Below are 26,255 nucleotides of genomic sequence, written 5' to 3'. Positions count from 1 at the left end.
GTGGCGTCAGCGTGCCGACGGCAGGTCCGACCGGCTGGGCACGCACTCCAACCAGAGTTGGCCCGCCGTACGCCGGATGGCCTTCTCCACGTCGTCGGTGGCCGCACCGGAGAACCGGAACCGCGCGCCGACGTGCTCGTAGCCGCCGGCCTTGGGGATCTCGGTGCCGACGGCCGGGATCACCCGGGCGTAGGGCCACTCGGCCGCCGGCAGGTCGAGTTCCGCGACGGTGATCCGGCAGGGCGCGGGCACCGGCGTCGGCACCAGCAGCCAACCGCCGACCCGCTGATCGCTGATCTGCCGCACGATCGGGTTGCGGCCGAGCTGGATGTGGATCGCCGCTTCCATCAGGTCGACGCCGTGCACCTCGCGCCAGACGAACGGGATCTCGGCGCCACCCACCCGGGAGCCCGCCTCCAGGAAGTTGATCCGGACGGTGCCGTCGGCCTCGGTGCCGACGAACGCCTCCATGTGGAACACCCACGGTGCGTCACCGAAGGCGGCGCAGGCGTCGGCGAGGAACCCGCCGAGCGGACCGAGCAGGTCGGCGTCGTCCACCTCGACCGAACCGAGCACGTCCCCGGCGGCGAACTCCATGCAGGTGTTCACGTAGCGCGACGCCCGCCAGGGACCCAGTTCGGCACCGGTCCACAGGCCGTCGATGTGGAAGACCTGGTCCGGGCAGAAGGTCTGCACCATCCGGGGTTCGGGTGGCAACCGGTCGAGTGTGACCAGGTCGTCGACCGAGTTCAGCCGCAGCACGTCCCGGCTGGCCGTGCCCCGACGGGGTTTGACGATCAACGGCCAGCCGTGGGAGTCGGCGAAGCGTACGACGGCCTGGGTGTCCGGTGCGTCGGCGAACGCCGGGATGGCGACGCCGCCGCGCACGACGGTCTCCGCCATGACCAGTTTGTCGCGGAACCGGGCCAGCCGGTCGGGACGGTCACCGGCCACCCCCAGGTGGGCGCGTAGCTCGGCCGCCGTGTCCAGGTCACCCTCGTTGAGGGCGACGATCCGTTCCGGGACGCCGAATCGCGCGATCAACCCGTCGGCGGCGGCGCTCACCAGATCCAGGCGGTCGGTGGCGGCGACGAGCGCCACGGCCGCGGCCGACGCGGGTACGGCGGCCGTGGCCAGTTCGGTGCAGACGTACGTGACGTGGTGCAGGTCGTGGTCGAGGTATTCCGCGTATCCCGCATAGTGATCGCGCCAGCGGTGAATGATCAGAATGTGCGGCTTCATCGGGGCGTGCTCCTCGCCTTTCCGTCGATCCCACGATTCGAATGGGTGGCGAGTTCGCCACCGTTCACGTAGTCAGGAAGTCGCTCGGCGGCACGCAGTAATTGCCCGACGTTGCCGGAATCGACTATTGCGGTACCGATGCCTCCGTCCGGTCGAAGGCCATGCTCGCCGCGAGACCGATCAGAACGGTGCCCATCATGTAGCGCTGTGCCCGCAGCCAGGCCGGCTTCCGGGCGAGGAAGGCGGCGACCGAACCCGCGGTGAGCACGATGAGGCAGTTGACGGTCAGTGCCACCGTGATCTGGATCAACCCCAGGGAGAGGCTCTGCGTCGCGATGTCGCCCTTGGCCGGGTCGACGAACTGCGGGAGGAGTGACACGTACAGCACTGCGATCTTGGGGTTGAGCAGGTTGGTCATCAGGCCCATCGTGAACAGCTTCCGGGTCCCGTCGACGGGCAGGTCCTTGGGCGCGAAGGCCGACTGGCCACCGGGCTTGAGGGCGTTCCACGCGAGCCACAGCAGGTAGCACGCGCCCGCGATCTTGATCGTCGTGTAGAGCGCGGGCACCAGCGCGAACACCGCCGAGACACCGGTCACCGCGGCAAGCAGGTAGACGAAGAAGCCGACGGCGACCCCGAGCAGGGAGACCAGGCCGGCCGGGCGGCCCTGGGTGATCGACCGGGACACCAGATAGATCATGTTCGGCCCCGGGGTGAGCACCATTGCCAGGGCGACAGCGGCGATGCCGAGCCCTGCGTTGACGTCGATCACGTCTTTTCTCCTGCTTCGGATAATGGGCAGCCGAAATCACAGCGGCCGTTCGTGGAAATCCCAGTAGGTGCTCAGCTCCGGCTGCAGTTTTCGGCGCAGCGGGTCGCGAAACACCCGGAAGAATATACCAACCGGAACGAATATCAGAAGATAGGCCAGGATCCACAGAAGTTTCATGATCAACCCTCGTCGGTGCGGAATCGGTCGGTCAGTCCAGGGCGATCTCGTCGCGCCAGTCGCCCTGCTCCCGCCATGCGGGCTGATCGGCCTTGTGCAGGAGGAAGTTGCCCATGGCGAGCAGGTCGATGTTGGTCCGCATGAAGCACTGGTAGGCATCGTGCGGAGTGGCGACGATCGGCTCGCCCCGGACGTTGAACGAGGTGTTCACCAGCACCGGGCAGCCGGTGATCTGCTTGAACGAGGTCAGCAGCCGGTGGTAGGTCGGATTGGACCGTGCCGTGACCGTCTGCACCCGCGCCGAGTGGTCCACGTGGGTCACCGCCGGGATCGTGGAACGGTGCACCTTCAACCGGTCCAGGCCGGTGGCCGACGCCGACTCCGACACCGCCCGGCGCTGCCGCCCGGCGACCGGCGCCACGAGCAGCATGTACGGGCTCTCCTGGGCCAGGTCGAAGTACTCCTCGACGTCCTCGGCCAGGACCGACGGCGCGAACGGCCGGAACGACTCCCGAAACTTGATCTTCAAGTTCATCGTCGACTGCATGTCGACGTCGCGCGGGTCACCGATGATCGACCTGGCGCCCAGAGCCCGGGGGCCGAACTCCATCCGGCCCTGGAACCAGCCGACGATCTTGCCGGAGGCCAACTCCTCCGCCACGTTTTTGGCGATGGCGTCCTCGGCCAGCCGGGTGTACGGCACACCCAGACCGTCCAGGAAACGGGCGATCTCCTCGTCGTCGAACGCGGGACCGAGCAGGGCGGAGGACATGCCGTCGCCGCCCTCGGCGAGGTGCGCGCGCGGCGCACCCCACTCCGTCGCCACCATCAGGGCGGCACCCAACGCGCCACCGGCGTCACCGGCGGCGGGTTGCACCCACACCGAGTCGAAGAGGCGCTCCCGGACGACCTTGCCGTTGGCCACGCAGTTCAGTGCCACGCCGCCGGCCAGACACAGGTTGGTCTCCCCGGTCAGCTCGCGGGCGGTCCGCGCCAGCCGGGTCACCACCTCCTCGGTCACCAGCTGCACGGAGGCGGCCAGGTCGAACTCCCGCTCGGTCAGCGGGCTCTCCGGCTCGCGCCGGGGGCCACCGAACAACCGCTCGAACCCCCGGCCGGTCATCACGCGACCGCGCAGGAACTCGAAGTTGCGCATGTTCAGCCGGAACGAACCGTCGTCCTTGACGTCGATCAGGTGCTGCCGGATCACGTCCGCGTAGCGCGGCACACCGTACGGGGCCAGCCCCATGAGCTTGTACTCGCCCGAGTCGACCTTGAACCCGCAGAAGTAGGTGAAGGCCGAGTAGAGCATGCCCAACGAGTGCGGGTACCGGATCTCCGCCACCTGACGCAGCTCGCTGCCCCGACCGTGCCACAGGGTGGTGGTCGCCCACTCGCCGACACCGTCGATGCAGAGCACCGCCGCCGACTCGTACGGGCTGGGCAGGAACGCGGAGGCGGCGTGCGACTCGTGGTGCCGTCGTACGCTGATCTCCGGCACCTCGGCCGACCCCAGCGCGGCCAACGACCGGCGTACCTCTCCGATCGTGTCGCGCTTCCAGGACATCCACTCCGGCAGGACCCTGGTGAACGCCTCCAGCGAGAACGGAGCCGATCCGGCGAAACTCGTCAGCACCCGGCCGAACTTCAGCTCCGGGTCCTCGTAGTAGGCGACGGCGTCCACGTCGCGCAGCGTGACGCCGCCCTCGGCCAGGCAGTACCGGACGGCCTCGGCCGGAAAGGCCGGGTCGTGGCGCTTACGGGTGAACCGCTCCTCCTGGGCGGCCGCGATGGGCGTGCCGTCCCGCACCAGCACCGCCGCGCTGTCGTGGTAGTAGGCGGACAACCCCAGAACCAGCTTTCCCACGGGCGTTCCCCTCGGTTGTGGGTGTGGGCGGGTGGACGGTCAGATGGCGGCGAGTGACCTGCTGGCCCTGCGGGCGCGGCGAAACGCCCGTCGAGCCAGCAGACCCGTCGGCGGGTTGAGCGAGCGGAAGCCGGTGCGTACCCGGTCCCAGACCTCGGTGACCGCCTGCGCGCCGTGGGACACCGGCAGCGAGGCGAGATAGGTGTCGACGGCGTCGGCGGCCCAGGCGGAATGCCCGGTGGCGACGTTGTCGATGGTGTTGTGGATGTCCACGAACTTCGTGGAGAAGCCGTAGCTCTTCAACGCCTGACGTGCCCGGCGGTACGTCCCGCCCACGCCGGACAGCTCCATGGCCAGGTTCAACCCGAGGATCTCCGGCAGGAACGTACGCGGAAAGCGCCCGATGCTGAGCCAGTACACCGGCAGCTCGAAGGACTCGTCCCGGAATCCGTCCCACTCGGCGAACTCCCGCGACGCGGTCGGCGGCACCCGGACGTCCATCTCGGCGAGCACTTCCCGATAGATCAACGGGTGGTTCATCCGTGGCACGCCGTTGCCGAGCTCGTCCCAGTAGGTCTCGAACAGGAAGTAGCCCTGCTCCGACGCCGCGTGCTCGTAGTCGGTGAACCCCTGGAGCCAGGCACCGTCGATCAACGTCAACGGGGCCAGCTGCACGGTGGAGTCGACGAGATCCTCCCGGGACGGCATCGGCGCGCCGGCCGACTCCTCGAAGTCACGCCCCTGCCGGTCGTGCTGCTCGACGAGCCAGGGCCGCAGCCCCTCCCGGCCCCACACGTCGGGCAGGCGCTGCGGGTCGGAGGCCATGTTGTGCCGGGACCGCGCCAGCCAGCCCCGCACGTAGTCGACGGCGAACCGGCGGACGGCAGGGGTGTCCGTCCGCTGCTGGAGGAGGTGGTACGCCTCCCGGACGTCGACGGGCTCCCGGTCGTTCGCGACCGGACCGGCCGTGACCGGGGCCAGCAGCTCCGGGGAGACCGTGTGCACGTCGTGGACCGGTCCGGGGTGATCGCGCACCGGCTGCCCGGTGGGGAGCGAGTCGATCCACCGGCGGATGACGACCAGATCGGCCGGGGAGAACACCCGGAACATCGGGCCCCGTTCCCCGACGAGGCCGTTGACCAGCGGACTCTGTGCGGAGCGGCCCGGTTTGACCAGACGGCTGGCGGCCAGCTCGGCCAGCAACCCGCGCGGATCCGTCCGAGCCTCCTCCAACCAGTTCGACAGCGAACGGTCCCCGACGGTGAAGTCCCGGTGGTAGACGGCGCCCTCGCGGGCCCGATGGCGGAGCAGCTCGGCCATCTCGTACGCCGGGTCGAGGGCCTCCTCCAACTCGGCGAAGAGGCTCCTGCTCCACCTGTCCAGCACGGTGAGCGCCCACCGGAAACCGTCGCGTACCCGGGCCAGCTCCCCGTCGTCGAACCCGTGCTCGACGACGTCCAGGCAGAGCTCCAACCCGGTACGCGCCGCGCCGTCCCGGCCGGCGGACGGATCGATCGCGCTCCACTCCACGAGCTGCGGATGCGCCTGACGTACCAGCCGCAACGCGGGCAGTAGCCCGACCGTCCGCAGGCACAGGTCGGCGCCGATGATCTCGGGGCGGAAGTCGGCCGGTCTCCTGCTCATGGCCAGCAGCATCGCGGGCAGATAGAAGTGGTGGTCGGCCACCCGAGGGTCGTGCACCAGCCGGGCCACCGGCACCGCGTGCTCGGAGAGGTGCAGGTGCCGGAGCAGGGTCAGGTAGACGCTGCCCCGGGAGTCCTGCGGCCGGCCGACGCCGACGTCCGACGCGTACAGGGTCAGGATGCGCAGTGTGGTCGCGTCGTCCGCGTTGCCCGGCGCACTCTGCCACTGCAACCAGGCGCCCGACCGCAGCGCGAGCGGTGCCACCGCGAGCGCGGTGCGGCGGACGAGGGACTCGGTGGCCGGTGGAGCCGAGGCCGTCGCGCCCAACTCCTCGAACCGGCGGGACTCGGCGGTCGACCAGCGCACCGCCTCGTCCCGGAGCACGTCCAACGGGGTCGGCGACGACTCGCGATCTGCCACGTCACTGATCTCGGCCCGCAGCCGTGTCACGAACGGGTCGCCGGGAAAGGAGGTCTCGGGGTCGACCGCGATGACGAAGAGCTCGCGGGACCGGGCCTGCTGATCAAGCGGTCGGGCCGTATGTCGACCTGACTGACCGACTTCTTTCGTTGACACTGCCAGCTCCTGGCTCTATTCGTGTCTGGTATCCCGAAACAATGTGGTAACCAAATGTGTGCGGAATCTGGACGGCACGGATGGCCCGCGCGACGAACGTGCCATTCGTCGTGACGGGAAAGGTGTCGCCGTCTTCGCAGAAGCTAGAACATGGGGTAGATCGAGGCGTCGTTCTTCGGCTTCTTCTTGCGACCGAAGATCTTGTTAAGAATTCTGCGCACCACGTTCATCTTTCTGCCCTCACCTGAGTCGGACCCGTGTCGGTCCTAGGACGAGAAATTCAACTGTTCGGCCAACAGCCGGGCCACCAGGTCTAACCCGTGGTCGGTCATGTGGGCCCGGTTGACAAACAGCCAGCTGTCGTCCTTGACGCTGGTCGCGAGGAGGGGGTTGATGTCCAGAAACCCGACGTCGATCTTCTCGCAGCCCAGTTGCAGCAGCTCCGCATATCTGCGGACCGATTCCCGGGTGGCGATGTCGCCGAACAACTCCCAGAAGTTCGAGATCTTGTCCAGCTCGTCGAAGAGGCACTTCTCCGGTGGCGCGGCCGTCTCGCGTACCCAGGTTGCCAGCGGTTGCAGCACGAACGTGATCCTGGTGTCGGTCGCGGCGGCGAGTTGCTTCCACGACTCCAGGTGCCGCACGGTCAGCGCGGCGGCGTCCGCGATGCGTACCTCCAGCGGGCGGACCGGTTCGTCGCCGCCGTTCGACGAGGTGCCGGAGCCGAAGGGATGCGTCCGGTGCTGGGACCTGAGCTTGTCCATCTGGCCGAAGAAGTCACCGCAGTTGAAGAACGCGCCGTCGTCGCCGCGCTGGGCGGCGGGTAGGCGCGCCAGGGCCAGGTTGTTGAGCCCGGACACGATCACGATCTCCTCCACCGGCGGCAGCAGATGCCGGTAGAAGAGGAAGAGCAGCAGCTCCTGGGCCGAGGAATGGCTGCGTCCCGCGAAGTTCAACCAGGGCAGCGACGGTGCGTGGGCGGTCCACAGTCGCGAGGCGAGTGTCGCCTGGTCGCAGGTGGCTCCGATGCCCATCGCCATGGAACTGCCGGCCAACAACCGGATCGGGCCGTCGGCCGGCTCCCCGCCCGCCGAGGCGTACCCGTCGGCGCCGTGCGAGATGCGAAAACCGAGACGATCCGTATTGATGACGGGAGAGCGGTAGTGCACGCGGTGAAAATGCATCACATAGGACATCCAGCGAGCCTGGCCGCGCTGGTCGAAATCATCGTAAACAAGCATCTGCGGGGTCAACTCGGAGCGCGCCGAGCTTGGACAACGCACTGTTCCCCCCATTGGAAATTATCAGCCGGGGTCCCCAAACCATCTACGGCCGTTGTTGCGTGAGTACGGTAACACGCTCAGTGGTGGAGGAAAAAGGGTCGACCCCAGGAATTATCGCCTGTCTGGTTTATCCTGGCTTGAGTGGAGGATTACCGAACCAGCAAACATTGAACTGATCTCAGCGACTTTGCGCGTAGGTATTTGTGTTCGAACGAGGTGCCCAGATTGTGGTGGCGGCCGTGCCGAGTGAGGTCAGGCGGCCTTTTGGGCGTTCTCGGACTGTAGTGCACCACGCCCGTTCTCGGGGGGTGGGACGCGGGGGGGGCGATGCGAGGCCCGGAGCGTTCGACCGAATGGTGTGCACTGTCCGACCGGCCGGCCCACGGGTGCGCCCCCGTGCAGGACCGCTGCCCTGCACACGAGTGAGGCCCTGACCGGCGAGAATGCCGGTCAGGGCCTCACATCTGTCGGGGTGGCCGGATTCGAACCGACGACCTCTTCGTCCCGAACGAAGCGCGCTACCAAGCTGCGCCACACCCCGAGGCGTGCGGACAAATACTAGCCCACCCGCCCCGGGGGTCAAACTCGGTACCCCCGGGGCCGGAGGGTCAGCGGGGGATGAGGGTGAGCAGGGTGGCCTCGGGCGGGCAGGCGAACCGGACCGGGGCGGTCGGATGGGTACCGAGGCCGGCGGAGACGTGCAGCCAGGAGTCCGAGCCGGGCCAGCGGTGCAGGCCCTTGGCCATCGACCGGGGCAGCCCGCAGTTGGTCACCAGCGCGCCCACACCCGGTACGCACACCTGGCCGCCGTGGGTGTGCCCGGCGAGCAGCAGCCCGAAGCCGTCGGCGGCCATCTCGTCGAGCAGCGCCGGTTCGGGGGAGTGGGTCAGGGCGATGGAGAGATCGGCCGAGGCGGAGACCGGACCGGCCACCGAGGGGTAGTCGTCGCGTTCGATGTGCGGGTCGTCCACGCCGGCCATGTCGATCGTCCGGCCACCGGCCTTGAGCGTCACCCGCCGGTTGTTCAGGTCGGTCCAGCCCGCCCCGCTGAAGACGTCGCGCAGCTCCTCGTAGGGCAGCTCGACGCCCTCGGTGTACTCCCGGTCGGGCAGGAAGTAGCTGAACGGGTTCTTCAGCACCGGCCCGGTGTAGTCGTTGGAGCCGAAGACGAAGGCACCCGGGTAGTCGAGCAGCGGTTGCAGCGCCCGCAGGACACCCGGCACCGCCCCCGGGTGGGCCATGTTGTCACCGGTGACCACGACCAGGTCGGGGTCGAGGGCGGCCAACGAGGCCACCCAGTTCTGCTTGCGTACCTGGTTGGGGGTCATGTGCAGGTCGGAGAGGTGCAGGACGCGCAGCGGCTCGGTGCCGGTCGGCAGCACCGGGACGTCGAAGCGCCGGAGGGTGAACATGTTGCGCTCGACGAGGGACGCGTACGCCAGGGCGGCGGCGCCCGTCGCGACGGTGGCGGTCGCGAGCCGGAATAGTGTGCGCTTTCGCATGCCGATCAGGGTAGTTTGGGCGACCATGAGCACGCTGAAGGACCGCCTCACCGCCGACATGCGCGCCGCCCTCAAGGCCCGCGACGAGCTGACCACCTCCACCCTGCGGATGGCTCTGGCCGCCGTGGGCACGGCCGAGGTCTCCGGCAAGGCCAAGCGTGAGCTCAGCGACGACGAGGTGCTGGGCGTGCTGACCAAGGAGGCCAAGAAGCGCCGCGAGGCGGCCACCGCCTTCGCCGACGCGGGTCGCGCCGAGCAGTCCGCCAAGGAGACCGCCGAGGGCGAGGTGCTGGAGCGCTACCTGCCGAAGCAGCTCTCCGACGCCGAGCTGACCGAGCTTGTCGCGGGGGCACTCGCCGGGGGCGGGTTCACCGGCAAGGCACAGATGGGCCCGGCCATGAAGGCGGCCCAGGCTGCGACGGCCGGCCGGGCCGAGGGCGGTCGGGTTGCCGCCGAGGTACGCCGACAGCTCGGTCTCTGACACGTCACCGGCCGGTACGCCCCGGACGCGGCGCTACCGCTGATCACTCCCGACGACGCGGAACGGGCGGGCATCCCTCTCCAGGGTTGCCCGCCCGTTCGCGTGCGGTCTCAGCGGTGATCAGCCGCCAGGTCTGCCCGGCGGTCGACCGGGACTGCTCGGCGTACCACCCGGAGGGCCGTTACCGGCGTTGCTTCCGCCACCACCGGCGCTGACCAGGATCGTCACGATCCCGTTCTTGATGGTGCGACCGTCAGGGCTGGTGCCGGCCGCGGTGCCCGCCGCGCATTCCGAGGTGACCCGGTTGCTGGAGACGACCGGCTGGAACCCGGCACCGGAGATGCGTGATCTGGCCTCGTCGACGGAGAGGCACTTGACGCCGGGGATGCTGCGCTGGTCGCCCTCGGAGATCTTCTTGCCGGGTGGGTCGAAGTTGATCCTCTTCTTGCCCTTCATGGCGTCCCGCAGCGTCTCGTTGACCGGCGGGTTGATGCCGTCCGCCGCGTTGTGCCTCATCTTGACGTTGGTCTGCGGCCAGTCCGGGTCGGCCATGATGCCGGCGACCGCGTACTGCTTGGTCATCGCGACCAGGGAGGCGGTCTTCTCGGAGTCGGTGGTGCCGGACTTGCCGGCGACCGGAGCGTTGACGACGACCTTGGTCTGCGGGGACGTCCGGCTGCTACCACACTTGGTGGTGGGGGAGTTGTCGCCGACCGGGCAGCGGGCCGCGTCCACGGCCGCCCGGGCCACGTCCGTGCTGATCCGCTTCTCGCAGCGCGGGTTCGCCACGTCCAGCTTGTTCTTGTCGAGATCGCGGATCTCCTGCACCGGGGTCGGCTCGCAGTACTTGCCGTCGGCGGCCAGCGTGGCGTAGGAGTTGGCCAACTCCAGCGGGGTGACCTGCGAGACGCCGAGCGTGAAGGCGCCCCACTGGTTCGCCGACTCCTTGGTGCGCGCGAGGTCCGCGTCCTCGCGCTCCCGGAACTGGATGCCCAGGCGCTTGGCCACGTCCACCACGTTCGCCGCGCCCACCTGCTGTTGCAGCGGGACGAAGTACGTGTTGGTCGAGGCCGAGAAGGCGCTCCACATGTCCTTCACGCCACCGGGCTGAAGGTTCGAGTTGGTCGGACAGTAGAAGTGCGTACCCTCGCAGGCGGCCGGGCTGCTGGGGCTGATGATGTACTCCGACTTGAACTGCTGCGGCGCGTTGATGGTGTAGCTGAGCGGGATGCCCTTCTCCAGCGCGGCCACGATCGTGAAGATCTTGAAGACCGAGCCGGCCTGGTAGCCGGTGATCCCGTCACCGCCGGTCAGCAGCGGGTTGACCGTGTTCGGATAGTTGCCGAGCTTGCCGTTCCCGCGTTGCTTGGGGTCGCTGTGCGGCAGGTTCTTCGGCTTGTTCGGGTTGTCCAGCTTGAAGTTGCGGTTGACCGAGAGGGCACGGACCCGGCCGGTGCCGGGCTCGACCACCGCGATCATCGCGGCTTCCTTGGACTTCACCGACTTGGCCTTGCGGACCGCCCTGTCGGCGCCCTCCTGGGCCTGCTTGTCCAGGGTGGTGATGATCGTGTAGCCGCCGCTCTTGAGCCGCCGCTCCCGGTCGTACGTGGTCGAGCCGAACGTCTCCTGCGACATCCACCAGCGGTAGAAGTAGTCGCAGAAGAAGCCCCAGGCGTTCTTGTTCGTCGCGACGCAGCCGTTCGGCGCCCGCTTGCCCTTGACCACCAGCTTGACGGCCTTGGCCTTGTCGGCGTCCTCCTGGGTGACGGCACCGGTCTTGACCATGTTGTCGATCACGTAGTCGCGCCGGGCGACCGCCTGCGGGTAGCCGCTCTTGGTGGTCGGGTCGAACGAGGTCGGCGCCTTCACGAGGCCGGCCAGCATGGCGGCCTCGTCGACCGTCAGGTCCTTCGGCGGCTTGCTGAAGTAGACCTGGCTGGCGGCGTAGACGCCGTACGCGCCGTTGCCGAACGCGGCGAGGTTGAGGTAGCTCTCCAGGATCTGGTCCTTGGTGAGCGTCTTCTCGATCTGCAACGCGTAGTTCATCTCGCGCAGCTTGCGGGCGCTGGTGTCCTCAGTCGCGGCGACCACGTCGGCCGGGTGCGTCGCCGAGTACGCGATGCCCATCCGGACGTACTGCATGGTCAGCGTCGAGGCGCCCTGCCGGTCGTTGCCGGCGGCGCTGTTGTTGACGAAGGCGCGGGCGACGCCGTTGAGGTCGACCCCGTTGTGGTTGTAGAAGTCGTGGTCCTCGGCCGCGATGATCGCGTTGCGCATGTTCTCGCCGATGTCGGCGAACTTGATGTCCCGCCGGTTCTCGTCGTACATCGTGGCCAGTGGTGTCTTCTTGTCGGACGCCAGCAGGTAGCTGATCTGGGGGGCGCGGGACACCGTCAGTTCCTTCGGCAGCGCGCCGAAGGTCTCCGCGCCGGCCTTGGCGGCCAGGCCAGACATCGCCACCGCGGGGAATGCCGCTGCGGCGACCACTACGCCGGCCAACAACCCACAGATGAGCAGCGATGCGGCGTTGGTCAGAATGTTGTGGTCACGTTTCCGCATCCAGGTCACCTCGACAGGGTACGCGAACAGGTAACGAGGGGCGCTGGGGCGTCTTTTCCCCATTTCCTGCGCGCGCCGTCCTCGTTGTGCTAGACGCGTGGCACCGGAGATCTGGTTGCGTGTGATCCGTGCCGAGTTTCCTCCGCGTGGGGGGTGGCGCGCAGCGTTTTCGCGGACTCGGGCGGGGTAAGCGGGGGCCCCGAGCCCGAGAAGCCGGGAGTGTCCGGAATGATGGATTTAGCCGACAACGTTGCGTAATCGGGTGACTACAGAGCATGATGGTTGCGGCGACAGCGCCACATGTCGTCTGTGCCGCCTTGGGGTAAGGCGTGCCGGATGACCGGGGGGAATTGCCGGCTGACCCGCGACGGCGTCGGTAGTACTGCAAGGGGGGACGAGTACAGATGGGCATGATCACTGACTGGCCGTCGTTGGCGGCATGTCAGAACGGGGACCCGGACGCGTTGTTCGTACAGGGCGCCGAACAGAACGTGGCCAAGCGGATCTGCCGGAGTTGCCCAGTCCGCTACGAGTGCCTGGCCGACGCGCTGGACAACCGCATCGAGTTCGGCGTCTGGGGCGGCATGACCGAACGCGAACGCCGGGCACTGCTGCGTCGGCACCCGCAGGTCACCAGCTGGCGCAAGATGTTCGAGGCGGCGATGAAGAAGAACGCCAAGGACAAGGTCGGCAAGGACAAGATTCTCGCCACCACCTGACCGGCACGGTCAGGAGCGGCCGATCGCCGCACCGATCGTCCGCAGCCCGTCGACGTCGTGCACGTCGGCGGGCTGTGCCGTCACCGAGACCGCCGGCACCTGCGGAAACGCCTCGGTGAACCGTGCCGCCACACGCTTCTCGCGAACCGCCTGCTCGGACAGGGCCGCGTGGGCCCGCAACACCTCGACGACGCCCTCGTGGCCCCCGGTCGAGGCCAGCCGGTCGGCGGCGGCCCGGCTGGCCGACGCGTCCAACCCGGTGTCGGCCGGGCGGTGCACTCGGTTGAGCACGAGACCGGCCAGCGGCATGTTCTCCTCCCGCAGGCGTCCGGCGAAGTAGGCGGCCTCCCGGACCGCGTCCGGCTCCGGGGCCGCGACCAGCAGGAACGCCGTCTCGTTCGCCTGGAGGATGCGGTACGTCTGCTCCGCCCGCTGCCGGAACCCGCCGAACATCGAGTCGAGCGCGGCCACGAAGCCGGACAGGTCGGTCAGCAACTGCGCGCCGAGGATCTTCTGCACCACTCGGGAGAACATCCCGAACGAGGCGGTGACCAGGCTGAACATGCTGCGCCCGCCGGTCCGCGCCGGGGCCAGCAACAGGCGCAGCATCCGTCCGTCGAGGAACCGGGACAGTCGGGCCGGCGCGTCCAGGAAGTCCAGCGCCGACCGCGACGGTGGGGTGTCCACCACGATCAGGTCCCAGTCGCCCCGTGCGTGCAACTGGCCCAGCTTCTCCATCGCCATGTACTCCTGCGTACCGGCGAAGGTGGAACTCATCGCCTGGTAGAAGGGGTTCGCGAAGATCTCGGCGGCCTTCGTCGGGTCGGTGTGCGCGAGCACCACGTCGTCGAAGGTGCGCTTCATGTCGAGCATCATGGCGTGCAACTCGCCGCCGCTCTCCTCGACGTCGATCCCCTTCACCTGCCGGGGCGTGTTGTCCAGCTCGGTCAGGCCGAGCGACTGGGCCAGCCGGCGGGCCGGGTCGATGGTGAGCACCACCGTACGGCGACCGTGTCGCTCGGCCGCACGGAGTGCGAGCGCGGCGGCCGTGGTCGTCTTACCCACCCCGCCCGCACCGCAGCAGACCACGATCCGTACGCCGGAATCGGCCAGGATCCGGTCGACGTCCAGCGGCGGTGCGGCGTTGTCGGAAGGCACCATTCGAGCGTATCGGCCCGACCCGGTCCGCGCGGCGGGCCGACGTCAGGTGTGAGTCAATCGCCCTTCACCAGGGCTGCGGCGAGCACGTCCAGGCCGGCGCGGTCCACCCCGTCGGGCAGCAGGGGCAGCTCCACCAGGGGCACGTCGAGTTCCGCCAGATCGGCGCGGAGCGAGTCCTCCAGATCCCGGCGGACGGCCTGGTCACGTGCCTCGTCGCGCAACCCGGCGAGGACGCGCCGGTCGGCGGACAACCCGGCGGCGCGCAGCCCCCGCTCCAGTTCCGCCTCGGTGACCATCCGTCCCGCCGGCAGCGGCGGCCGGGTCCCGTTGACGATCAACCGGCCCACCCCGAAACCGAGCGAGGCCAGCTCGGCGATCGCGTCGACGGTCTCCTGGACCGGCATCTCCTCCAACAGCGTCACCACGTGCACGGCGGTCATCGGCGACCGCAGCAGCACCGAGACCCCCTCGCTCTGGGTCTTGATCGGGCCGACCTTGGCCAGCCGGGCGGTCTCCGCGGTCACGTTCAGGAAGCGCGCGATCCGGCCGGTCGGCGGGGCGTCCAGCACCACCGCGTCGTACACCCGCCGTTGCTCGACCCTGCGGGTGGTGGCCTCCTTGACCTTGCCGGTGAGCAGCACGTCGCGCAGGCCGGGGGCGATGGTGGTGGCGAAGTCGATCGCGCCGAGCTTGCGCAGCGCCCGGCCGGCGGCACCCAGCTTGTAGAACATGTCCAGGTACTCCAGCAGGGCCTCCTCGGCGTCCACCGTGAGCGCCCACATCTCACCGCCGTCCGCCGCGTCGGCCAGACGCCGCTCGGCGTACGGCAACGGGTCGGTGCCGAAGAGCTGGGCGATGCCCTGCCGCCCCTCCACCTCGACCAGCAGTGTGCGCCGCCCACCGGCGGCCAGGGCCAGGGCCAGGGCGGCGGCCACGCTGGTCTTGCCCGTGCCGCCCTTGCCGGTCACCACGTGCAGTCGGGCGGGCCACTCCGTGCCGGCCCGGTCGGCCGGGCGCTGCGCTGCTCCCACCGGCCGAGCCTATCCAGCCGGCCGGCTCAGGCGACCTCGCAGACCCACCAGCCGCTCTTCCGGATCACGGTGAAGCGCAGGTCCTGGTCGGCGATCTTCTCGTCGGCGGTGGTCACCGTCACGGTGGTGGTGACGGTGGCGCGGTCCCCGGTCTCGTTGTCCACCGTCGGGGTGTCCCAGCGGAAGCGGGGGCTCTGGTGGGCCGCCACGTACTGCTCGACCTCGGTGACCTTGGCCCGGATCCGGTCCTGGTCGCGTGCGCCGGTGCAGACCAGTCGGGCCGCCTTGGCCGCGTCCCGCTCCTGGTAAACGGCGGTGAGGAACTCGTCGACCGCGACCGACGGATCCTGGGCACCCTCGCCGGACTCGGCGTTGCGCACGGTCAGGAACGCCACCACGCCGCCGCCCGCGCAGAGCAGCAGCACCACGGCCAGGGCGATCGAGGCCACCATGGCGCCACCCCGTTTGCGGGGTGGCGCGGTCGGTGGCGGGTACGGCGGACGGCTGCCGGGCGACGCCGTGACCGGTTCCGGACCGGCCGGCGAGGAGGGGGCGACCGGTGGGCCGGCCGGCAGCGGGTCGGTGGGGCCGGTCGGGCCGCCTGCGGGTGGCTGGGTCATCGCGTACCCCCGGGTGCGGCGCACCGTCGCGCGACAGCGACGGGCGTGGGATTGGGGCGGCCGGGCCGTGCGCCCGTCCAGACGGGAAGGGTAGCGGTCCATCGGTGGGGTGCGGGGGTCCCGGTGTCACCTGTGCGGACGGCGCCATCAGTTTCCTGCTGGTGGGGTGTCGCAAATGTGACGAAAGGCCGCCGGGCGTGCGCGTCCTGTTGATGGGACCGCCGCCGCCGCCCTACCGTCGCTCCGGCACGCCCTGACTGGGCTGGCCGCAGCGGTGCCGGACCGGCCGGCGGCGCCGTGACCAGGTACGACGCCCGGAGGCAGTGCATGCGCGACATCGACAACACCCCCCGAGCCCAGTTCTCCGTCGGGGGGCGGCGGGGCAGCCGGACGGCCGGCGGCGACCCCTCCGGCCGGTTGCCGGTCAACGAGCGGTCGTACCGGCGTCCCGCCGACCCGGTCGGCATGGTCGAGCCGGCCGGTGGGCGGGACGACGAGGTTCCGGGCTACGTCATCCACCTGCCCGTCCGGGTGGCCGACCTGGCCGCCGCGACCGCGCTGGCGGCCCGGGTGGCGACCTCGCTGAACTTCCTGCCCGAGCTGGACGCGGGGGAGACCGAGGTGTCCACCGCCGACGACCAGAACAACCGGCACCGGGTCTTCTGCGACCTGCTGCTGCCCGACCGCACCCGGTGCCCCCAGCCGTACGACCACAAGGGGCTCTGCGGGGACGTGTCGATCGCCCCCGAGCAGCGTCCCGCCACGGAGCAGTGGCCGACCTCGGAGCAGCGTCCCGCGTCCTGACCGGCCGGCGGACCGTAGGCTGTGCCCCGAAGTGTCCATGCCACCGAGGGAGCTCTCCACCGATGCAGAAGTGGGAATACGCCACGGTCCCGCTGCTGGTCCACGCGACCAAGCAGATCCTCGACAACTGGGGTGAGGACGGCTGGGAACTGGTCTCCGTCGTACCCGGGCCGAACCCGGAGCAGCTCGTCGCCTACCTCAAGCGCCCGAAGGCATAAGGCCGTGAGCAACGGACCGCACGGGAAGTTGGCGGAACTCGGGCTGGAGCTGCCGGAGGTGGTCCCGCCGGTGGCGAGCTACGTCCCGGCGGTGCAGTCCGGCCAGCACGTGTACGTCTCCGGGCAACTCCCGATGGCCGAGGGCAAGCTGCTGGCCACCGGCAAGGTCGGTGCCGGCGTCTCCGCCGACCAGGCCAAGCAGCTCGCCGAGCGGTGCGCCCTCAACGCGCTCGCCGCGATCGACTCGCTGGTCGGCCTGGAGAACGTCGTCAAGATCGTCAAGTTGACCGGCTTCGTGGCCAGCGCCCCCGGCTTCACCGGTCAGCCCGGCGTCATCAACGGAGCGTCCGACCTGTTCGGCGCCGTGTTCGGTGAGGCCGGTCGGCACGCCCGGTCGGCCGTCGGCGTGGCCGAGCTGCCGCTGGACGCGCCGGTCGAGGTCGAGGTCATCGTCGAGGTCGCCTGACCGCACCGTCGCGATCTTGTGGTTCCGGCCGGACGAAGGCCCCTAACGAGGGCGAATCGGGGACCAGAACTGCAAGATCGCGGAGGTGCGTGCCCGGGGTCGTACGATCGCAGCCATGGGAGGGCATGTGACGGGGGCGGTGAGCGCCCTCGCCAGCGAGTTGCCGGAGTGGGTGACGCTGCTGCGGGCACCAAATCCGGGGCCGATGACGCTGGACGGCACCAACACCTGGCTGCTGCGCGCCCCGGGCGCGGCGTACGGCGTCGTGGTCGACCCGGGGCCGGCCGACGAGGACCACCTGGCCGCGATCGCGCAGTGGGGACCGGTCGGCCTGGTGCTGATCACCCACGGGCATCCGGACCACACCGAAGCCTCGCCGCGCCTGCACGAGATGCTCGGCGGTGCACCGGTACGCGCCGCCGACCCGGCGCACAGCATCGGCGGTCCGGCACTCGATCCCGCCGGAGACGTGGACGGGCACGGGCTGACGATCCGGCTCGTACCCACCCCCGGGCACACCGCCGACTCGGTCTGCTTCCTGGTCGAGCACGATGGCCGGCAGGTGGTCCTGACCGGCGACACCATTCTCGGGCGGGGCACCACCGTGGTCGCTCATCCGGACGGCCACCTCGGCGACTACCTGGCCAGCCTGGAACTGCTCGCCACGTACCGGGGGATCCCGGCGTTGCCGGGCCACGGGCCGGCGCTGGCCGACTGCGGCGCCGCCGCCGACTTCTACCTGGCCCACCGGCGGGCCCGCCTGGACCAGGTCCGGGCGGCGCGCGACGGTGGGGCGCGGACCCCGGCCGAGGTGGTCGCCGTCGTCTACGCCGACGTGGACCGGTCGCTCTGGTGGGCGGCGGAGTGGTCCGTGCGCGCCCAACTGGAGTACCTGGGCCGGGAATCCGAGGGTGACGCCGCGAGGTTGGACCGACCGTGACCTGCCCGGTGTGCGGAACCGTCGCCGTGCCCGGCGCCCGGTTCTGCCACAACTGCGGCGCCGCGCTGCCGGCCGCCGCCACCCTGCCCGCCGCCGAGCGGCGGGTGGTCACCGTGCTCTTCGGCGACCTGTCCGACTTCACCTCCTGGTCCGAGGACCTCGACCCGGAACGCGTCGGCGCGGTCACCGACCGCGTGCTGGCCGCCCTGGCCGGCGCGGTGAAGACCTTCGGCGGGCACGTCGACAAACTCACCGGTGACGGGATCATGGCGGTCTTCGGCGCTCCGGTCGCGCACGAGGACGACGCCGAACGCGCCGTCCGGGCCGCCCTGTCCATGCAGCGGGCGGTCCGCCGGGTGCTCGACGACGAGCGCGGCGGCGGTGCGCCGCTGGGGCTGCGAGTCGGGCTGAACACCGGTGACGTGATCGCCGGCATCCAGGCCGCCATCGAGTACACCGTCATCGGCGACACCGTGAACACCGCCGCACGGCTGGCCGACGCCGCCGCCGTCGGCGCGGTCTACGGCGGGGCGCGGACCGCGGCGGCCACCCGCCACGTCGCCAGCTGGCGGGCGCTGCGGCCGTTGCGGCTCAAGGGCAAGCGCGAGCCGGTCGAGGCGTACGAGCTGCTCGGCCTGCTGGATGCGCCGGGCACCCGTTCCGGCCTCGGCGACGAGGCGCCCTTCGTGGGCCGGGAGACCGAGATCGGCCGGGTCGCCGGCCGGCTGGCCGAGGTGATCGACCGGGGCGAGCCCCGGGTGCTGCTGATGACCGCCGAGGCGGGGATCGGCAAGTCCCGGTTCGCCGCCGAGGTGGAGCGCCTGGCCGCCGGTTACGACGTGGGAGCCGGACGGTACGCGGCACACACCGGTGCCCGGGTCCTCTCCGTACGCTGCGCCGCGTTCGGCGAGCGCCGTCGGCTCGCCCCCCTGGCCGACCTGGTGCGCGCCGCCGCCGGCCTGCCCAACGACACGGCCACGGCGGTCACCCGGGCCGCCGTCGAGGAGCGGCTGCGCCGCCTCGGGCAGCGCCTCAGCCGCTCCCGCACCGCGCCCGCCCCGGTCGCCGTCGACCAGTTGCTGGCCCTGCTCGGGTACGCCGAGCTGCCCGCCGCCGCGCACACCGACCAGAGCGAGTGGACCGCCGCGCAACCGCCACCCGACGCCGAGGCGGTGCCGAACGCGGTGGCCGCCCTGCTGAGCGCGCTCGCCGAGGAGGCGCCGCTGATGGTGGTGGTGGACGACCTGCACGACGCCACCGCGGAGACCATCGGCGCGCTGGAGATCACCCTGTCCCGGCTCGACGGGCCGGTCCTGGTGCTGCTGCTCGGGCGGCCGGAACTGGTGCGTACCGCGGGCACCCTGGCCCGGGTCGCGGACGCCGAGGTGCAGCCGTTGCCGCCGCTGCGCGGTGCCGACGCGTCCCGCCTGCTCACCAGCTACCTCGGCGGCGGGCGGCTGCCGCAGGCCGACGCCGACCGGCTGCTCGCCACCGCCCAGGGCAACCCGTTCTATCTGGCCGAGCTGATCACCCTGCTGATGGAGCGCGGCGCGCTGACCGCCGGGGCGCGCAACGACTGGCGGCTGGCCCCCGGTTCGCTCGGCAGCCGGCTGCTCTCCCGTGACCTGGCGGCCGTGCTCGCGGCCCGGATCGACGCGCTGCCCGCCGAGGCCCGCTCGGTGCTGCGGGACGCGGCGGTGGTCGGCGACACGGTGCCCGACGGTGCGTTGCAGGCGTTGCGCGACCAGCGGGCCGGGCGCGACGGTCGACCCGCCGCCGTGGTCGCGCTCGAACTGGACCGGGCCGTGGAGGAACTGCTGCAACGCCGCATGCTGCACCGCACGCGCACCGGGTACGCCTTCGCCACCCCGCTGATGCGGGAGGCCGCGTACGCCGGGGTCAGCAAGGCGGAGTTGGCCGAACGGCACGCCGCGCTGGCCCGGTGGGCGAGCCCGGCGGCCAGCGTCACCAGCGGCCTGGGCGGCCCCGACCTGGTCGCGACCGGCACCACGGTCGGTCCGGGCGGCTTCACCGAGGCGGCCCGGGACGACTTCGTGGCGCAGCACGTCGAGCGGGCCACCGCGTTGGCCGACGCGGTCACGTTGCGTCCGGACGCGCCGGCCCGGGCGGTCGCCCCGCTGGGGGTCGCCGCGCTCGGCCGGGCCACCCGGCGCGCGCTGCACGAGGGCGAGCCGGCCCTCGCCGTCGAGTACGCCGAACGCGCGGCCGAACTGGCCCGCGTCGACGGCGTACCGGCGCAGGACCGGGTGGTGCACGCGCGGGCGCTGCTCCAGGTCGGGCGGGTGGCCGACGCGCTGGCGTCGGCCGAGAAGATCGCCGCCAACGCCGGGGACCAGGCGACCACCCGGATCAGCGCGCTGCTGCTCGCAGGGCAGGCCCAGCAGGCCATGGGTGACCTGCGGCGGGCCGAGACCTGCTGGCGGGAGGCGTTGCAGGTGGCCACCGACGCGGACCTGCCGAGCCTGCGGGCCTCGGCGATGCGTCGGCTGGGCATGGCCGACTTCCTGGCCGGCCGGCTCGGCGAGGCGAGCAGCCGGTTGGCCGCCGCGTACCAGGTCAGCCTGGCGGTGCAGGACCGTCGGGGGCAGGCGTGGTCGTTGCAGAACCTGGCCTGGGTGACCACCACCCGGGGCGACTTCGCGGGTACGGACGCGGTGCTCGGCCGGGCCGCCCGACTCTTCGCCGAACTCAAGGACCCGTACGGGCGGGCGTGGCTGCGGGGCACCACCGCCTTCGCCCGGCTGCTGGCCGGTCGACTGAGCGAGGCGCGTCGGCTGGCCCGGATCTTCCTGCCCTTCGGGGAGCGGGTCGGCGAGGCGTGGGCGGTGGGCACGCTCCGGGCGGTCGACGCGTACGCCAACGCGGAGCTGGGCGAACTGCTCGACGCGGACCGGGAGGCCCGTCGGGCGTACCGCGAGTTCGCCGCGGCCTCCGACGAGTGGGGGCAGGGTTTCGCGCTTGTCGTCCGAGGTGTGGTGGCCCGTGGCCTGGGCGAGCCGGAACACGCCGCCGACCTGCTCACCGACGCCCTGGAGTACGCCGGTCGGACCGCCCATCCGCTGCTCACCGGCATGGCCGGCACGCTGCGCGGCTTCGTGGCGCTGGACATGGGCGACGTGGCCGGTGCCGAGCGGTACGCGCGAGCGGTGCTGACCAGTGTGGAGCCGCACAATCCGCAGGCGCCCGCGCAGGTGGGGCCTCGGGTGCTGCTGGCGACGGCCCGGTTGGCAGCCGGTGACTCCGGCACCGCGGTCGGCCTGCTGGCCCCGGTGGCCACCGCCGCCGCCACCTCGCCGTCGCTGTTGTTCTCCCGTCGGCAGTCGATGGCGCGTTACGCCTCGGCACTGCTCGCGCACGGGCAGTACGAGCAGGCGCTGGACTGGGCCCGTCGGGCGGCGGGCACGCCGGCCGAGGACGTCCGCAGCCAGGTGGTCGCGGCCCGGGTACGCGCCGAGGCGCTGGCTGCCTGCGGCCGGCCGGCGGAGGCGTTGACCAGTGCCGAGGAGGCGGTCCGTCTGTCGTTCGCCACCGAGCAGCGCAGCGAGCGCGCCGACGCCGAGGCGCTGTACACCCGGTTGCGCGACGGTCGCTGAGCCGACCCGTCGGCCTGCCGACGTGGTGCGGTGGGGCCGGGTATGTCGGTTCCGGTGATGTGGGCTGTCGGGGCCGACCGATAGCGTGCACGGTGCACGCGGCGGTCAACATGGGCGGTCGTGCCGTCAAGGGGGAGGGCTCAGATGAGGCTGCCGCGCTCGGTCGCCGGCTGGACGGTCGCGGTGTTCGGCGTGTTGGCGCTGGTGATGGGTGCGGTCGGGCTGATCTGGCCGGAGGTGCTGCTCGGGATGCTCGGCTTCGAGATCCCGGCGACCCGGGCGCCCGGCGACTACACGGGCGTGTTCGTGACCGCCTCGTCGATGGCCTCGTTCAACATGGGGGTCTACTACCTGCTCGCCACCGCCACCGAGTGGCGCGCGTTCTTCCGCTTCACGGTGGTGTTCCGGTTGGTCACGTTCACCGTGTTCACTCTCGCGGTGCTGGCCGACGTGGCGCCCGGCCGGTTCTTCGGCGTGGCGGCCTGGGAGGGTGTGGGCGCTCTGGCCACCGCCGCCGGCCTGTGGTGGGACTCCCGGCGCGCCGCGCAGACCGCGCCGGAGCCGTCGCCCGCCGATGCGGTTCACTGAGCCGCCGGTCCAGTTGGGTATTTTCGAAACCGTGACCGACACCCCGCCCGGCGCCCTGCCGACGCCCATCGTGCCTGGTCTGACTGATTTGCGGGTCTTTGCCCGAGGGGGCTATGCGACCGTCTACCGGGCCACCCAGATCTCGGTGGACCGCGAGGTCGCGGTCAAGGTCGAGAACCGCACTCTCGCCAGCGACCGGGACCAGGCCCGCTTCCTGCGCGAGGCGCGTGCGGCCGGTCGGATGTCGTCGCACCCGCACGTGGTCGACCTCTTCGACGTCGGGGTCACCATCGACCAGCACCCCTACCTGATCATGGAGCTCTGCGACGGGTCGTACGCCGAACGGATGCGTACCTCGCCGCTGGGCGCCGCCGAGGCGCGGGACCTGGGCATCAAGATCGCGGACGCGCTCGCCCACTCGCACGCGGCCGGGGTGCTGCACCGCGACGTCAAGCCGGCCAACATCCTCTACTCGCACTTCAACTCGGCGGTGCTGGCCGACTTCGGGCTGGCCGTGGTCGCCGAGATGCGTGACGCCACGGTCGCCCTGGAGGTGCTCACCCCGGCGTACGCCCCGCCGGAGATGTTCAGCCACAGTCCGCCCTCACCGGCGGTGGACGTCTACGCGCTCTGCGCCACGCTCTACGCGGTGATGCACGGTCGGCCGCCACGCTGGCAGACCGAACGCAACCCGAGCCTGGTCACCGTGCTGGAGATGTTCCACCAGCCGGTCCCCGGCATCCCCGGGATCCCGGAGGAGCTGCTCGACGTGCTCCGCGCCGGGATGGCCAACGACCCGGCGGACCGCCCCTCCGTCGTCCAGTTGCACGACATGCTCGTCGGCCTGCAACTGGAGGGTTTCGGCCCGCCGAGTCCGCCTATCGGCCTGCTCGGCGGCGGATACCACGGCGGTGTCCGGGCGGCGGGTGCGACACCTGACGCCGGGGACACCGGCGCCTCCACCGAGCGCGGCCGGGGACGGCGCTGGTTCCTGGGTGCCACCGGCGTGGTGGCGCTGGCCGCCTCGGCGGGCGTCGGTGCCTGGGCCGCCGGTGGGCTTCAGTCCGGCCAGCCCACCGCCCCGACCCGGCAGATCACGACCGGCGTGCACCGTCCCGGCTGCGCCGCCCTGCCCGAGGCGCTGCCGGAGGGCGCCCGCTGCGCGGAGGAACTGGAGTGCTTCGGCCCGGTGCAGGTGCGCGCCCAGCGGGCCGAGGCCAGCCAGGTGCCGTGCGACACCCGGCACACCTGGGAGAGCTACGCCGCGGGGGAGTTGCCCCCCACGCTGCGCGACGCCGACCACGACGAGATCGTGGCGGATCCGGCCGTCCGCAAGATCTGCAACACGGAGACGTTCCGCCTGGTCAGCGGCATCGACAAGCCCACCGGGTGGAACCTGGAGGTGCTGCCGCCGGCCGACGCGCAGAACGACGCGACCTACCGCTGCCTGGCCGGGCGCGGGCTGGACGGGCTGGCGTCCCCCACCCTCACCGGGAGCTGACCGGGGTCAGTGGCTCGCGTCGCGGCGGTAGCGGTCCCGCATCGCCCGGACGGCTTCCCGGTCGCCGAGCGTCTCCAGGGTGTCCGCGTCGATGCCGGGCGCCTGTGCCATCGGGTGGACCGGTGGGGGTGGAGGTGGCGTGTCGACCGGGGCGGCCTGCCGGGCGGCGGTGACCGCCACCCCGGTGACGATGGCGAGCAGGACGCAGCCCAGGGCCATCGCGACCCCCAGCAGGTCCTGCCGGGGCCCGACGATCAGTGCCACCAGCAGCCACAGCGATCCGAGTGCGGCGAGCACCGCCACGGTGCGCGCGTCAGGTCCGGGGATGCGTCTCACGCGTCCAGAATGTCGGAGATTGCCGATCTGTCAACAGCAGACGGTCGAGCGCCTGCGTAACATCTGACAACTCCACCTTACGGGATGCCGAAAGCACGACCTTGACGCCTGCATTGTCGGACATGTTGCTGTTCATCGGACCGCATGCATCGTCCGACGTCTCTAGAGTGACGGAGGTCGAGCCCGACTCGACGTGTCCCGTCTCCCACCGGAAGGCGTCCACATGCCACGACCAATCCGGAACCTCGCCGCCGCCGGGCTGATCGGCGCGCTCCTCGCCGGAGCGGCGGTCGTGCCCGCCAGCGCCGCACCCACCACGATCGGCGGGGGCACCGCCACGGTCTCGCACCGCACCAGCCCGCTGGAGCGGCTGCGCGTCGACCGTGTGCCCACGCCCAAGCTGGACTGGTACGAGTGCTACGACTACGCCGAGTGCGCCACCGTCGACCTGCCGCTGGACTACGACCAGCCGAGGGGTGCGACGACCGAGATCGCGGTGCTGCGGGTCAAGGCGCGGGACCAGAAGCGCAAGATCGGCAGCCTCTTCGTGAACCCGGGTGGCCCCGGTGGTTCGAGCACCAGCTTCGCCCTCGCCGCGCCGTACGTCTTCGGTGACGACGTGCTCGACCGGTTCGACATCGTCGGCGTGGACCCGCGCGGGGTGGGCTCCGGCGAGCAGCTCCGGTGTTTCCGGTCGGTGAAGGACCAGACCCGGGCGTACGAGGGGGCGAACGTCGCCTTCCCGTACACGAAGGCCGAGGAGAAGGCGTACGTCGCCGCCGCGATCCGGATCGGCAAGGGCTGTTCGACCACCGGTAAGCCGCTCAGTGGCGCGATGTCGACCGCCGAGGTCGCCCGCGACATGGACGTGCTGCGGCGGGCGGTCGGCGACAAGTTGCTGTCCTACGTGGGCTTCAGCTACGGCAGCGTGCTCGGGCAGTACTACGCGAACATGTTCCCGGACCGGGTGCGCGCCCTGGCGATCGACGGCGTACTGGACCCGACCGCGTGGTTAGGCGCGGGCGCCGCCGGCAACCTGGGCCAGGAGGACCGGATGCGCAGCGCGCAGGGCGCGTACCTGGCGCTCCGCGAGATCCTCAAGCGCTGCAAGACCGCCGGGGTGGACGCCTGCCCGCTGGCCTCGGGTGACCCGGCCGCGCTGTTCGAGCTGGTGGCGAAGCGACTCAAGGCCACGCCGCTGGTGCTGGAGGACCCGGACCTGGGCGAGTACACCTTCACCTACGCCGACTTCGTCGCCATCATCGCGGGCTCCCTCTACGGCCCGTTCGGCTACCTGGACGTCGCCTACCTCACCCAGGAGCTGTTGGTCCTGACCGACCCGTCGGCGGCGACCGCGTCACGGACGCAGGCACGTACCTCGCTGCTCCAGCGGGCCGAGAAGGCACGGGAGCAGGCACGCGCCTACGACTTCCCGTACGAGAACGGGCTGGAGACCTTCCTCGGGGTGGACTGCACCGACGCCAACCACCCGAAGGACCCGGCCTCCTGGGCGGCTCGGGCCGCCAAGGCCGACAAGCGCGACCCGTACTTCGGTCGGTACTGGACCTGGGTCACCGCACCCTGTGCCCGGGACACCTGGACGGTGCGGGACGAGGACCGCTTCACCGGCCCGTTCGACCGGCGGACCGTCAACCCGGTCCTGGTCGTCGGCAACCACTGGGACCCGGCGACCAACTACAACGGCGCTGTCGCCTCCGCGAAGCTGCTGCCGAACAGCCGCCTGCTCTCCAGCGACAACTGGGGTCACACCGCGTACGGCACCTCGGCCTGCGCGACCGGCGCCATCGACGCCTACCTGCTGCGGTTGACGCTGCCGAAGAAGGGCACCGTCTGCCACGGCGACATCCAGCCGTTCGAGGAACTGCCGGAGTCGGCGGCAGGCGCCCGGGTCGACACCTCCAAGGAGGACCTTGCGGCCAAGGGTGCACCGCGCCGCGGTGCGCCCAAGCAGCTCCCGCCGGTGGTCGTGCCGATGCCGGGGATCGGCGCGCTGACGGCGCGCTGAGGTCGCGACACACCCTCGGGGTGCGGCGGGCAGTCGGATGCCCGCCGCACCCCGGTGCGTTTCACGACGGTACCGACTGGCAGACACTCGCTACTTTCAGTGTCATGACAACTTCGGAAGGTAGCGAG

The 26,255-nt window shown here is 71.0% G+C and carries 22 protein-coding genes and 1 tRNA gene; 10 read left to right on the top strand and 13 right to left on the bottom strand.

Annotation, left to right across the window (positions count from 1 at the left end; translation table 11 throughout):
* Positions 1-6: 6 nt before the first annotated feature.
* The 8 genes from HUT12_RS30695 to HUT12_RS30660 all read right to left on the bottom strand — a co-directional run bounded on the left by HUT12_RS30695 (position 7) and on the right by HUT12_RS30660 (position 9,063).
* Entirely contained in the window at positions 7-1,242 is a 1,236-nt protein-coding gene (locus HUT12_RS30695) for an acetyl-CoA carboxylase biotin carboxylase subunit family protein (RefSeq protein WP_176095457.1), read from the bottom strand.
* Between the two features lie 124 nt (positions 1,243-1,366).
* Entirely contained in the window at positions 1,367-2,014 is a 648-nt protein-coding gene (locus HUT12_RS30690; protein ID WP_131051600.1) for a LysE family translocator, read from the bottom strand.
* 36 nt (positions 2,015-2,050) lie between these two features.
* Positions 2,051-2,191, bottom strand: coding sequence for a hypothetical protein (locus HUT12_RS30685; protein WP_161594902.1), 141 nt, complete (start codon positions 2,189-2,191; stop codon positions 2,051-2,053).
* A 31-nt stretch (positions 2,192-2,222) separates the two neighbouring features.
* Entirely contained in the window at positions 2,223-4,058 is a 1,836-nt protein-coding gene (locus HUT12_RS30680) for a carbamoyltransferase (RefSeq protein WP_176095456.1), read from the bottom strand.
* Positions 4,059-4,097: 39 nt separating this feature from the next.
* Positions 4,098-6,278, bottom strand: coding sequence for an iron-containing redox enzyme family protein (locus HUT12_RS30675; protein ID WP_176095455.1), 2,181 nt, complete (start codon positions 6,276-6,278; stop codon positions 4,098-4,100).
* Between the two features lie 266 nt (positions 6,279-6,544).
* Positions 6,545-7,474: an Inducer of phenazine A gene (locus tag HUT12_RS30670; RefSeq protein ID WP_254876998.1), complete on the bottom strand. Its 930-nt coding sequence runs from the start codon at positions 7,472-7,474 to the stop codon at positions 6,545-6,547.
* A 554-nt stretch (positions 7,475-8,028) separates the two neighbouring features.
* Positions 8,029-8,102 (bottom strand) — tRNA-Pro (locus tag HUT12_RS30665).
* Positions 8,103-8,169: 67 nt separating this feature from the next.
* A complete protein-coding gene (locus tag HUT12_RS30660) occupies positions 8,170-9,063 on the bottom strand; it encodes a metallophosphoesterase (RefSeq protein WP_131051596.1) in 894 nt (297 codons plus the stop codon).
* Between the two features lie 25 nt (positions 9,064-9,088).
* On the opposite strand from HUT12_RS30660, the gene HUT12_RS30655 reads away from it, so the two are divergent.
* A complete protein-coding gene (locus tag HUT12_RS30655; protein WP_131051595.1) occupies positions 9,089-9,544 on the top strand; it encodes a GatB/YqeY domain-containing protein in 456 nt (151 codons plus the stop codon).
* 120 nt (positions 9,545-9,664) lie between these two features.
* On the opposite strand, the gene HUT12_RS30650 is transcribed toward HUT12_RS30655, so the two are convergent.
* Positions 9,665-12,103, bottom strand: a complete 2,439-nt coding sequence (locus HUT12_RS30650; RefSeq protein ID WP_176095453.1) for a transglycosylase domain-containing protein — start codon at positions 12,101-12,103, stop codon at positions 9,665-9,667.
* 404 nt (positions 12,104-12,507) lie between these two features.
* Between HUT12_RS30650 and HUT12_RS30645 the strand changes: the two genes are divergently transcribed.
* Positions 12,508-12,822: a WhiB family transcriptional regulator gene (locus tag HUT12_RS30645; protein ID WP_131051593.1), complete on the top strand. Its 315-nt coding sequence runs from the start codon at positions 12,508-12,510 to the stop codon at positions 12,820-12,822.
* 9 nt (positions 12,823-12,831) lie between these two features.
* Here HUT12_RS30645 and HUT12_RS30640 read toward each other — a convergent pair whose 3' ends face one another.
* From HUT12_RS30640 to HUT12_RS30630, 3 genes are read right to left on the bottom strand one after another with little or no spacing between them, the layout of a single operon-like run.
* The gene (locus HUT12_RS30640; protein ID WP_176095452.1) at positions 12,832-13,983 is read right to left on the bottom strand and encodes an ArsA-related P-loop ATPase; all 1,152 of its coding nucleotides are present in this window, start codon (positions 13,981-13,983) and stop codon (positions 12,832-12,834) included.
* Positions 13,984-14,036: 53 nt separating this feature from the next.
* On the bottom strand, positions 14,037-15,014 hold the full coding sequence (locus HUT12_RS30635) for an ArsA-related P-loop ATPase (RefSeq protein ID WP_176095451.1): 978 nt from the start codon (positions 15,012-15,014) through the stop codon (positions 14,037-14,039).
* A gap of 26 nt (positions 15,015-15,040) precedes the next feature.
* Positions 15,041-15,634: a hypothetical protein gene (locus tag HUT12_RS30630; RefSeq protein WP_176095450.1), complete on the bottom strand. Its 594-nt coding sequence runs from the start codon at positions 15,632-15,634 to the stop codon at positions 15,041-15,043.
* 327 nt (positions 15,635-15,961) lie between these two features.
* On the opposite strand from HUT12_RS30630, the gene HUT12_RS30625 reads away from it, so the two are divergent.
* The 7 genes from HUT12_RS30625 to HUT12_RS30595 all read left to right on the top strand — a co-directional run bounded on the left by HUT12_RS30625 (position 15,962) and on the right by HUT12_RS30595 (position 23,765).
* Entirely contained in the window at positions 15,962-16,438 is a 477-nt protein-coding gene (locus tag HUT12_RS30625) for a hypothetical protein (protein ID WP_131051589.1), read from the top strand.
* A 62-nt stretch (positions 16,439-16,500) separates the two neighbouring features.
* Positions 16,501-16,656, top strand: a complete 156-nt coding sequence (locus HUT12_RS30620) for a DUF4177 domain-containing protein (protein ID WP_013736319.1) — start codon at positions 16,501-16,503, stop codon at positions 16,654-16,656.
* A gap of 4 nt (positions 16,657-16,660) precedes the next feature.
* The gene (locus HUT12_RS30615; RefSeq protein ID WP_131051588.1) at positions 16,661-17,122 is read left to right on the top strand and encodes a RidA family protein; all 462 of its coding nucleotides are present in this window, start codon (positions 16,661-16,663) and stop codon (positions 17,120-17,122) included.
* Between the two features lie 115 nt (positions 17,123-17,237).
* The gene (locus tag HUT12_RS30610; protein WP_176095449.1) at positions 17,238-18,062 is read left to right on the top strand and encodes an MBL fold metallo-hydrolase; all 825 of its coding nucleotides are present in this window, start codon (positions 17,238-17,240) and stop codon (positions 18,060-18,062) included.
* Positions 18,059-21,676: an adenylate/guanylate cyclase domain-containing protein gene (locus HUT12_RS30605; protein WP_176095448.1), complete on the top strand. Its 3,618-nt coding sequence runs from the start codon at positions 18,059-18,061 to the stop codon at positions 21,674-21,676. The genes HUT12_RS30610 and HUT12_RS30605 overlap by 4 nt, the downstream gene beginning before the upstream one ends.
* A gap of 144 nt (positions 21,677-21,820) precedes the next feature.
* Positions 21,821-22,264 carry a hypothetical protein gene (locus tag HUT12_RS30600; protein WP_131054420.1) on the top strand — a complete coding sequence of 148 codons (444 nt, stop codon included), beginning with the start codon at positions 21,821-21,823 and terminating at the stop codon, positions 22,262-22,264.
* Between the two features lie 31 nt (positions 22,265-22,295).
* A complete protein-coding gene (locus tag HUT12_RS30595; RefSeq protein ID WP_176095447.1) occupies positions 22,296-23,765 on the top strand; it encodes a serine/threonine-protein kinase in 1,470 nt (489 codons plus the stop codon).
* Between the two features lie 6 nt (positions 23,766-23,771).
* Here HUT12_RS30595 and HUT12_RS30590 read toward each other — a convergent pair whose 3' ends face one another.
* The gene (locus HUT12_RS30590; RefSeq protein WP_131054422.1) at positions 23,772-24,101 is read right to left on the bottom strand and encodes a hypothetical protein; all 330 of its coding nucleotides are present in this window, start codon (positions 24,099-24,101) and stop codon (positions 23,772-23,774) included.
* Between the two features lie 223 nt (positions 24,102-24,324).
* Between HUT12_RS30590 and HUT12_RS30585 the strand changes: the two genes are divergently transcribed.
* Positions 24,325-26,127 carry an alpha/beta hydrolase gene (locus HUT12_RS30585; protein WP_176095446.1) on the top strand — a complete coding sequence of 601 codons (1,803 nt, stop codon included), beginning with the start codon at positions 24,325-24,327 and terminating at the stop codon, positions 26,125-26,127.
* Positions 26,128-26,255 lie beyond the last annotated feature (128 nt).

It is taken from the genome of Verrucosispora sp. NA02020 (genome assembly GCF_013364215.1).
Lineage (GTDB): Bacteria > Actinomycetota > Actinomycetes > Mycobacteriales > Micromonosporaceae > Micromonospora.
The sequence above is the reverse complement of the archived record's forward strand: the minus strand, read 5'-3'. Positions and strand labels throughout refer to the sequence as shown.